The sequence below is a fragment of the Chloroflexota bacterium genome (genome assembly GCA_014360805.1).
Lineage (GTDB): Bacteria > Chloroflexota > Anaerolineae > DTLA01 > DTLA01 > DTLA01.
Genome location: JACIWU010000104.1, coordinates 1 through 8590, shown reverse-complemented (window position 1 = coordinate 8590; position 8590 = coordinate 1). Strand labels below are relative to the sequence as shown.

At 66.5% G+C, this 8590-nt stretch carries 7 protein-coding genes and 1 tRNA gene; 4 read left to right on the top strand and 4 right to left on the bottom strand.

Annotated features, from left to right (window positions below):
* Window positions 1–563 (bottom strand): hypothetical protein (locus H5T65_12995; GenBank protein ID MBC7260147.1); only part of this gene is annotated, 563 nt, incomplete at its 3' end.
* Between the two features lie 320 nt (window positions 564–883).
* Window positions 884–2905: a hypothetical protein gene (locus tag H5T65_12990; GenBank protein MBC7260146.1), complete on the bottom strand. Its 2022-nt coding sequence runs from the start codon at window positions 2903–2905 to the stop codon at window positions 884–886.
* A gap of 367 nt (window positions 2906–3272) precedes the next feature.
* Between H5T65_12990 and murJ the strand changes: the two genes are divergently transcribed.
* The 4 genes from murJ (at window position 3273) to H5T65_12970 (ending at window position 7253) form a co-directional block, all read left to right on the top strand.
* Window positions 3273–4865: a murein biosynthesis integral membrane protein MurJ gene (gene murJ / locus H5T65_12985; GenBank protein ID MBC7260145.1), complete on the top strand. Its 1593-nt coding sequence runs from the start codon at window positions 3273–3275 to the stop codon at window positions 4863–4865.
* Between the two features lie 84 nt (window positions 4866–4949).
* Window positions 4950–6029 carry a saccharopine dehydrogenase NADP-binding domain-containing protein gene (locus H5T65_12980; protein ID MBC7260144.1) on the top strand — a complete coding sequence of 360 codons (1080 nt, stop codon included), beginning with the start codon at window positions 4950–4952 and terminating at the stop codon, window positions 6027–6029.
* 2 nt (window positions 6030–6031) lie between these two features.
* Window positions 6032–6967 (top strand): class D sortase, encoded by a 936-nt coding sequence (locus tag H5T65_12975; protein ID MBC7260143.1) that lies wholly within the window; start codon window positions 6032–6034, stop codon window positions 6965–6967.
* Window positions 6968–6986: 19 nt separating this feature from the next.
* A complete protein-coding gene (locus H5T65_12970) occupies window positions 6987–7253 on the top strand; it encodes a hypothetical protein (protein ID MBC7260142.1) in 267 nt (88 codons plus the stop codon).
* 81 nt (window positions 7254–7334) lie between these two features.
* Here H5T65_12970 and H5T65_12965 read toward each other — a convergent pair whose 3' ends face one another.
* Window positions 7335–7874, bottom strand: coding sequence for a hypothetical protein (locus H5T65_12965; GenBank protein MBC7260141.1), 540 nt, complete (start codon window positions 7872–7874; stop codon window positions 7335–7337).
* Between the two features lie 202 nt (window positions 7875–8076).
* A tRNA-Val gene (locus H5T65_12960) sits at window positions 8077–8150 on the bottom strand.
* Between the last annotated feature and the right edge of the window lie 440 nt (window positions 8151–8590).

Genomic DNA, 8590 nt, shown 5'->3' with positions numbered 1-8590 from the left:
CGGTACACCTTCAGGCCGGGCACGCGGCTCTCCAGCAGCCGCAGGTCGTACTCCACGCGGTTGCATTCCTGGCACCCGGGCTTGTAGAAGTAGGCCAGGGCGATGGGCTTGGCGGGCGCGTTCGGCGTGGGCGTGGGGGCGGGCGTCCCTTCGGGGTTGATGCGCGCCAGGGCCGGATAGTCCACGCCGCCCTTCGCTAGATACTCCTGGATGATGCTCTCCATCTGGCCGCGGATGGCGACCTCGCCCGTGAGCACCTTGTCGCCGATGAAGACCTCGGGCACGCCGGTCTTCGTGGAATCCAGGCCGTAGGCCGCTTCCAGCCGGAGCAGCCCCTCGTAGTTCTGCGGGTTGGAGATGTCTATGAACGCGATTTCCAACTGCTTCCCGTACTTCTGCAGGAGCGATGGGATGTACTCCTTGATGACCGCCTCGCAGTGGGGGCACGTGGGCGAGTAGAAGAAGAGCGCGCGCACGACGGGTTGCTGGGCATGCGCCGCGCCTGCCACGAACATCAGAATAGCCCACAGCAGCAACGTGTAGAAAACGATTTTCCTGTTCACCCGTTCCCGACTCCGTGGAAAGCCAGTTTGTGCGCCATTATAACATAATCGGGCGTCCTGGCGAAAAGCAAGGGCGGTTCCGAAGGCGGGGGTGCGCATGGAAACCGGCCCCGCGCCCGTTATCCACGAATAACGCGAATGCACACGAAGGAGAATAGTGGACACGTAGGGCGGCTGTCCACAGCCGCCGCGAGGCGCGGGGGGCAGGTATCCGAGGTGCGACGCACCTTGATCTCGCGTTCCCCGTTCGCGTGGATTGGCGTTATTCGCGGTTACAGTTCGTAGGGCGGCTTTCCACAGCCGCCGCGCCCGCCGCGCGCTCATTGCCACGACAGCGCGACGGCAGCCAGGCCCCCGTGCTCGTAGTACTCCAACACCACCGGGTGGACACCCGCCCCCAGCGCCACCTGCACCTGATGCGTGGTCGTCGCCACCTGGTCGTACCACCGATCCAGCACCAATTGCCCGTCCACCCACAGGCGCGCGCCGTCATCGGTGCGCAGCGAGAAGGTCAGCGTCCGCGGCGTGGGGAGTACCAGCGTCCGCGTCCACCGCGCCGAGAAGTTGTCCGCCGGAATGCCGGTGGCGGGCGAACCCGTCCCCCAGTTGAAATCCACGGCGGCCTCAGGGCGGGTTATCGCGGGGTATCCGATGAGCCAGGGGTTGGTGAAGTACTGGCCCAGCCAGGCGGTCGTCGCTGCATCGTCGCGCTTCTCCCACGACAGGCGCAACTCGGCCAGCCCCACATCCTCAAAATACTCCAGCCGAATGCCATGAGTTCCTTCGGACAGTTGCAGCGCCAGCCGATCTTCCGTGGCCGACCGCACCACCCACCGATCCAGCGCCAGTTGGTCATCCACCCACAGGCGCACGCCGTCGTCCGAGCGCACGCGGAACTCGTAGAGGCCGGCGGCGAACTGGGCCGTCAGCGTGTAGCGCGCCGAGAATCGGTCGGCGGACACGCCCGCGCCGGGGCTGCCGTCGCCCCAATCAAACTGGATTTCCGGCACCGACTCGCTCCTGGCCGGAGCGCCCGAGAGGGCGACGTTGTTGAAGTATTCCGCGTGCCACTGCTGGGCCGACGCGACGGATTCCCACCACAGCGCAACTTCGGCAAAGCCCGCGTTCTCGTAGTACTCCAGACGTATGCGATGCGGGCCGCCGGCCAGCGCGATGTCGCCGTAGTGGGTCGTGGCGGCCTGGTCGTGCCAGCGGTCAATGACAAGTCGGTCGTCCACCCACAGGCGCACGCCATCGTCTGCGCGGGCATAGAAGCGGTACGTGCCCGCCGCGAAGGACAACGTGCGCGTCCAGCGCGCCGAGAACTCGTCCTCGGGGATGCCCGCCGCGGGAGAGCCGAGTCCCCAGTTGAAGCGGATGTCCGCGTCGTCGCGGACGAGCGCCGGCGCGCCGGTCAGCCAGCGGTTGGCGAAGTATTCGCCCCTCCAGCGGAGATAGCCAGGCGTGGGCGAAGGCTGCATGAGAGCCGAGAGGTATTCCATCTCCACCCGCACAATGGCCCGCCCCTTGCCCTCAAAGTACTCCACCCTGACCTCATGCTCCCCGGCCGACAGGTACACATCGCCGCTGACGAAGGTGGTCTCCTGCTCTCGCCACGCATCCACCACCTTCTGCCCGTCCACGTAGATGCGAATCCCGTCGCTGACGGTGGCCTTGAACCGCCAGGAACCCGCGTCAAATCGCATGCGGCGCGTCCAGCGCACGGAAAAATCGTCCGCCCCGAGGCCCACGCCCGGATAGGCGTTTTCCCAACCCCAGTCAAAGTCCACTTTTGGGTCGTCGCGGACGAAACTCGGGTTCCCCGACAGGTTGCGGTTGTTGAAGTACTCGCCCCGCCAGCCCTGATACGTGGGGTCGCCCGCGAAGCGGGACCATGTGAGGTATGCCCGCGCGTAGCCGGTGTGCTCGTAGTATTCCATCTTCACCCGATGCGTGCCCGCCGACAGGTACACGTCGGCCACATTGGCCACGCCCGGCATGTCAAACCACTGGTCAATGAGCAGCGCGTCGTCCACCCAGACGCGTACGCCGTCGTCGGTGAACGTCCTGAACCGGTACCACCCCGCGACGAACGTGCCCGTCCACACCCACCGCGCCGACCAGTTGTCCTTCGGGATGCCCGCCCCCGGCGAGCCGAACGCCCAGTCAAAACTCACGGCCGCCTCTGTGCGGACCAGCGCGGGCGGGCCCAACAGGGACCGATTGCTCCAGTACTGCGCCTGCCATTCCCCGCCTGCCGCGCCAGCACCCGCCGGCGGCAAGACCAGTGCCACCGCCAGAGCGGCCACCAACAGCCATCCAGCCGCACTCCTGTGCATCACAATCCGTACCTCTCCTTGCGCTGCAGATTCCAAATTGCTGACGTCCCTTGCCGCAGGGAAGTTCCCGCGCCCGACGGTATTATAGCGGCGCGACGCTCCCTCGGCAACCCCCACGCGCGCAACGCGAGCCGCCCTACGGGTGGCAGCCGAGGTGCGACGCACTCCCGGAAGTGCGTCGCACCTCGGATCTCGCGTTTTCTATCCGCGTAGATTCGCGTTATTCGCGGTTACAGACACCTTGGATCCTGCGTCTCCCTTTCGCGTAGATTCGCGTTATTCGTGGATAGCGTACGGCGCGCGCTTTTGCCCGCGCTCCGCACCTCATGTACAATGCGCTGGCATCGGAGGGCGAGGGACAAGACACGCTTTGGCTGAGATCACACCGCCGGTAGAGTCAACGCAAAAGACGGTAACCAGCATCGCGGGCGCTGCGGGCATCATCGGCGCGGGCAACATCGTGAGCCGCCTGCTTGGCCTCGTGCGCGAGATGGTCATCGCGGACTATTTCGGCGCGTCGCCGTACCTGAGCGCCTTCCGAGTCGCGTCGCAAGTCCCTACCATGATCTTTGACCTCCTCATCGGCGGAATGCTCAGTTCCGCGCTTGTCCCCGTCTTCAGCGACTACGCCGAGAAGCGCAAGGCGGAACTGTGGGAACTTGCCAGCGTGCTGTTCAGCCTGGCCGCCGTCCTGCTGACCGGCCTCATCATCTTACTGGAGTTGGGTGCGCCGGTGGTGGCGTGGCTCCTGGGCGGCGGGTTTGAACCTGCCGTGCTCGCCATGACGACGCGGCTCATCCGCGTGGTGCTGCCGGCGGTTCTCGTCTTCGGCATCTCCGGCATCTCCATCGGCCTGCTGTACAGTTTGCAGCGGTTCGCGTTCCCCGCGTTCGGCGCGGCCATCTACAACGTGGGGCTTATCCTCGCCGCCGTGTTCCTGGCCGCGTACCTGGATGTGTACGCCCTGGCGGTGGGCATCCTCATCGGCGCCATCTTCCAGTTCGGCCTGCTGGCGCCCGGGCTGCGCGACGGACGGTTTCGCTTCTCGCTCAACTTGCGCCACCCGGGCCTGCGGCGCATTCTGAAACTGTACCTGCCCATCGTGCTGGGGCTGGTCGTCAGCCAGGTGGGCATCGCCATTGACCGCAACCTGGCATCCCGAACCCCCGGCGAGAGCATTGCCTGGATGCAGTACGCCACGAACCTGGTGCAGTTCCCGCTGGGATTGGTGGCCGCGGCGATTTCGCTGGCCTCGCTGCCATCGCTGGCGCGGTCAGACTACGCCGGAGACGACGCCGCCTACGAGCGCACCCTGGGCGTGTCCCTCCGCATGGTGCTGGTGCTGCTCGTGCCCGCGACGCTGGGGCTGTTCGTGCTGGCGCGGCCGGTGGTGGCCCTCATCTTCCAGCACGGCGAGTTCGGCCCCCACGACACCGTGCAGGTCGCCAACGCCCTTCGGTTCTACCTCATCGGCCTCACCTTCGCGGGGATTGACCAGTTGCTCATCTTCGCCTTCTACGCCCGCAAGAACACGCTGACGCCGGCGCTGGTGGGCATCGCCGCCGTCGGCATCTACCTGGCCGTGGCGCTGACGCTCATCCGCCCGCTGGGGATGATCGGCCTGGTGATCGCCAACTCGTGCCAACTGACCGGCCACGCGCTCATCATGCTCTTCCTGCTGCGAGCGTCGCTCCGGCGCAGCCGCATCGGCGAGACGGCGCTGAAGTCGCTGGCGGCGGCGGGTGGCATGGCGCTTGCAGTTCACTGGAGTGCGCGGCAGGTCGCCGTCCTGCTGGGAGCCGAGGGGTTCATCCCGTGGCTGGTCCAGGTGGCGGTGGGGGCCGCGGTCGGGCTGGGCGTGTACGCGGCGCTCATCTCCGTGCTGCGCGTGGAGGAATGGGCCACGTTGAGTCGCGCCATCACGACCCGACTGGGTTTGACGCGGCGCAAACGCGGGGTATAATATTAAGACAGGTTTTACCCTTGTTCTTTCACATCCGCGTCGGGGGCAGGCGTTTTTCAGCGCAAGCGCAACAGGAGGTTGGACATGAAGATCGTCGTCCTGGGTGGCTGCGGAGACATGGGGAGTTTCGTCGTGCGCGACATCATGGCGCACAGCGACGCCGAGGTTGTCATCGCCGACTATCGGCTGGACGCCGCGAAGAAGTTGGCCGCGGAACTGGGGCCGCGCGCTTCCGCCCGATTCGTGGACGCCACGAAGGGAGATTCGCTGGTGGAGGTGATGCGGGGCGCCGACGCGGCGGTGGGGTGCATCGGCCCGTTCTACAAGTTCGCCGCGCCAATGACGCGCGCCGCCGTCAAGGCCGGCGTGAACTACGTGGACATCTGCGACGACTACGGCCCCATCCCCGAGGTGCTCGGCCTGGACGCCGAGGCGCGCAAGGCGGGAGTTACCGCCATCACGGGCCTGGGGTGGACGCCCGGCATCACGAACCTGATGGCCCGCGACGGAGCGTCCCGACTGGACGAGGTGGACGCCATCCACGTCGCCTGGGCAGGCGGGGCCGCCGACTCCCAGGGCCTGGCCGTGATCAAGCACGTCTTCTACGCGGTTACGGGCGAGGTGCCCACGTACATGGATGGCGACTGGAAGAACATCCCGGCGTCGTCCGGCGCGGAAGTGGTGGAGTTCCCCGCGCCGCTGGGCCGCATCCGCGTGTTCCATTGCGGCCACCCGGAACCGCTCACCATCCCGCGCTACATCCGCGCGAAGACGGTTACGCTGAAGGGGGCACTGACCCCGGACTGGAACAACAAGTTGGTGGACGTGTTCAACGCGCTGCGGCTCATCAACACGCCCCGGAAGATTGACCGCGTGGCGAAGGTCATCCACGCCATTGAGGGCATCTTCCGCGCGGGCGGCGTGCCCTTCTCGGGCGCGCGCGTGGACGTCATCGGGCGCAAGGACGGCCAGGAGCGGCGCTACACCTATACGACGGTGGACAAGATGGGGCGGCTCACGGGCATACCGGCGGCCATCGGCGCGGTGATGTTGGCGCAGCGCACGTTGCCCGCGGGCGTGTTCGCGCCGGAAGGCTGCCTGGAGCCTGAACCGTTCTTCGCCGAACTGGCCAAGCGCAATGTGAGAGTGGAACGGATTGCCTGATCGTGTTTCGTAGAAAACGGTCTGTTGACGAACTGAGCGTAGAGGAACTGGAGCGCCTGCTGCTCCTCAAGAAGCGGGAAGAGCGCGCGCAACGATTGCGTCGCCTGGCCTCGGAGGGGCGCGTGGTGCAACCTGCCGAGCCGGTGGCGCCCGCCGTCCAGCCGCCGCCCGCGCCGCCCCCGCGCGCCGAGGGTTACGCCGTGACAACGCCGCAGCCAGCCCCCGCGGAGCAGCCCAAACCCGAACCGTCGGGCCGCCGCCTGGACATGAAGCGTCTGCGCGAGCAGTTGCTCTTGGCGCTTGAAGTGCTAGCGCTGGTCGGCCTGGTGGTCATCCTGGCGGGTTCGCTCCTCAACCTGCAGGAGTTGAACCGCGAGGTCGTGGAGGCCAGCGGCTCCAATCGGCCCACGCCCACGTCCACTGCACTCATAGAGGTTCGGGTGCTCCCTGGCGGGCACGAGCCGCCGGTGCCGGGGCGCGAGCCGGTGCCCGCGCAGTATCAGCACCTGGTGTCGCCCGAAGTGCAGGTGCCCATCCCCACGCCCGGCCCCGAACAGCCGACGCGCATCGTGATCCCGGCCATCAACGTGGACGCGCGCGTGGTAGAAGGCGATGGGTGGGAGCAACTGAAGAAGGGCGCGGGCCACCATATCGGCTCGGCCAACCCGGGCGAACGCGGCAACTGCGTCATCTCGGCCCACGACGACATCTACGGCGAGATCTTCCGCGACCTACACAAACTGGAACTGGAAGATGAGATCATCGTGTACGCGGGTTCGCAGCCGTACCGCTACAAGGTGGTGGCGAAGCGCATCATTGAGCCGACGCAGGTAGAGGTGATGGATCCGACGCCCGACCCGATCCTGACGCTCATCACCTGCTACCCGTACCGGATAGACACGCACCGCATCGTTGTGATTGCGGCGCTGGTGCAATAATTCTTTCGGAGGACATGTCATGGCGAAAAAGGTGAAGAAAACCCAGCAGAAGGGCCGGACGCAGAAGCGGCGCGTCCCACAGGCATCCTTTGAGCGGCCGGTGAAACCGGCGGCCGTGGCGAGGCCAGCCCAGCAGGAAGCCCCCGCCGCCACCACCTACAAGCGCGGACAGGCCGTGGATTTCAAGCAGGAGTATCACTACGTGCTGAAGGATTTGCGGCGCCTGGGCGTCATCGCAGTGGTTATGCTGGTCGTGCTCGTGGGCCTGAGCCTGCTCCTGGCGTAGGCCCCCTGCAGTTCCCACTACGCAACGCAAGGGAGCGAGTCCCGTCGCTCCCTTTTCTTGTTCCCTCGCAGGCCCAGGCGGTCAGCGGAGCATCTTCCGAATGGCCCAGATGAGCAGCGTGTGGACGCCCCACAGAACGAAGAAATTGCGCACGAAGTAGAACGAGGCCGACATCCCGACTAGGAGCGCCACATCCAGCCACGCGCCCAGCGCTGTGTCCGCGCCCGTAGCCCGGCGTCGCCAGCGCGGATCGCCCAAGCGCTCCAACAGGGCCAGCGTCGCGCCCACGAAGGTGCCGAGCAGGAAGTCGCCCGTGATCAGAATGCCGGGCAGCCGATAGAAGGCCCAATGTGCTTGCTGGCACAGGGCCAGAAACCAGGCATCGCCGTGGTGGGACGGATCGCGGAGATTAGTCGGCGCATGAGGGCGCCAGCGCCGAACGTACCAGGCGACGACCCACGAGCCCGCGAACAGCATCAGCCCAAGCGCCGCGCCCCTGGCCAGCGATGCGGGCCAGTCCAGGCCCGCCAGCCCGAGGTGCATGGGGAAATCGGCTGCGCCCGCCAGCATTGCTCCGTAGGGCAGGCCCACGTAGTACGCCAGCGCCGCCAGCCGATCCAACCCCAGCCGCCGCGCTCGCAGCAGGTAGGCGTGCGAAGGCTCGTCAGGGCTGGTCTCGGCGGTGTCCAGGACAAGCGAGGCGGCCAGGTAGATCAGGACGGAGCCCGCGACCCAAAGGCTGGCCTGGAGTGTGTGTCCGATGGCGCACCTCCCGCAAGGGGGTATAAAAAAGTCGCGAAGGGGCGTGCCTCGCGACCGAAGGTGGGCGAGATAGGGCTCGAACCTACGACCTCACGGATGTGAACCGTGCGCTCTGACCGACTGAGCTACTCGCCCAACTGCGCCTATTATAGCATCGGCGGGCGAAATATGCAAGTTTGGCGGGTGCATTTCAAGCCCCGCCCGACGCCGAAGCATCGGGCTAAACGGGCGAAGCCCCGAAGGGGCTTTGTTCTTTCAGCGCGGGGGTTTATCCCCGCGCGGCGATGCGGCGATTCATCCCCACCCGCGTGGAGCAAATTGGCAATTTGCTCCACATCCCCTGCCCACGGCGAGGGGGACGCCGAAGGCGCGGGGGTGAGGTGTGTTGCCGCCCCGCCCGACGCTGAAGCATCGGGCTGAACGGGCGAAGCCCCGAAGGGGCTTTGTTCTCTCAGCGCGGGGGGTCAGCCCCGCGCGGCGATGCGGCGATTCATCCCCACCCGCGTGGAGCAAATTGGCAATTTGCTCCACATCCCCTGCCCACGGCGAGGGGGACACCCAATGGCCGAGGGTGA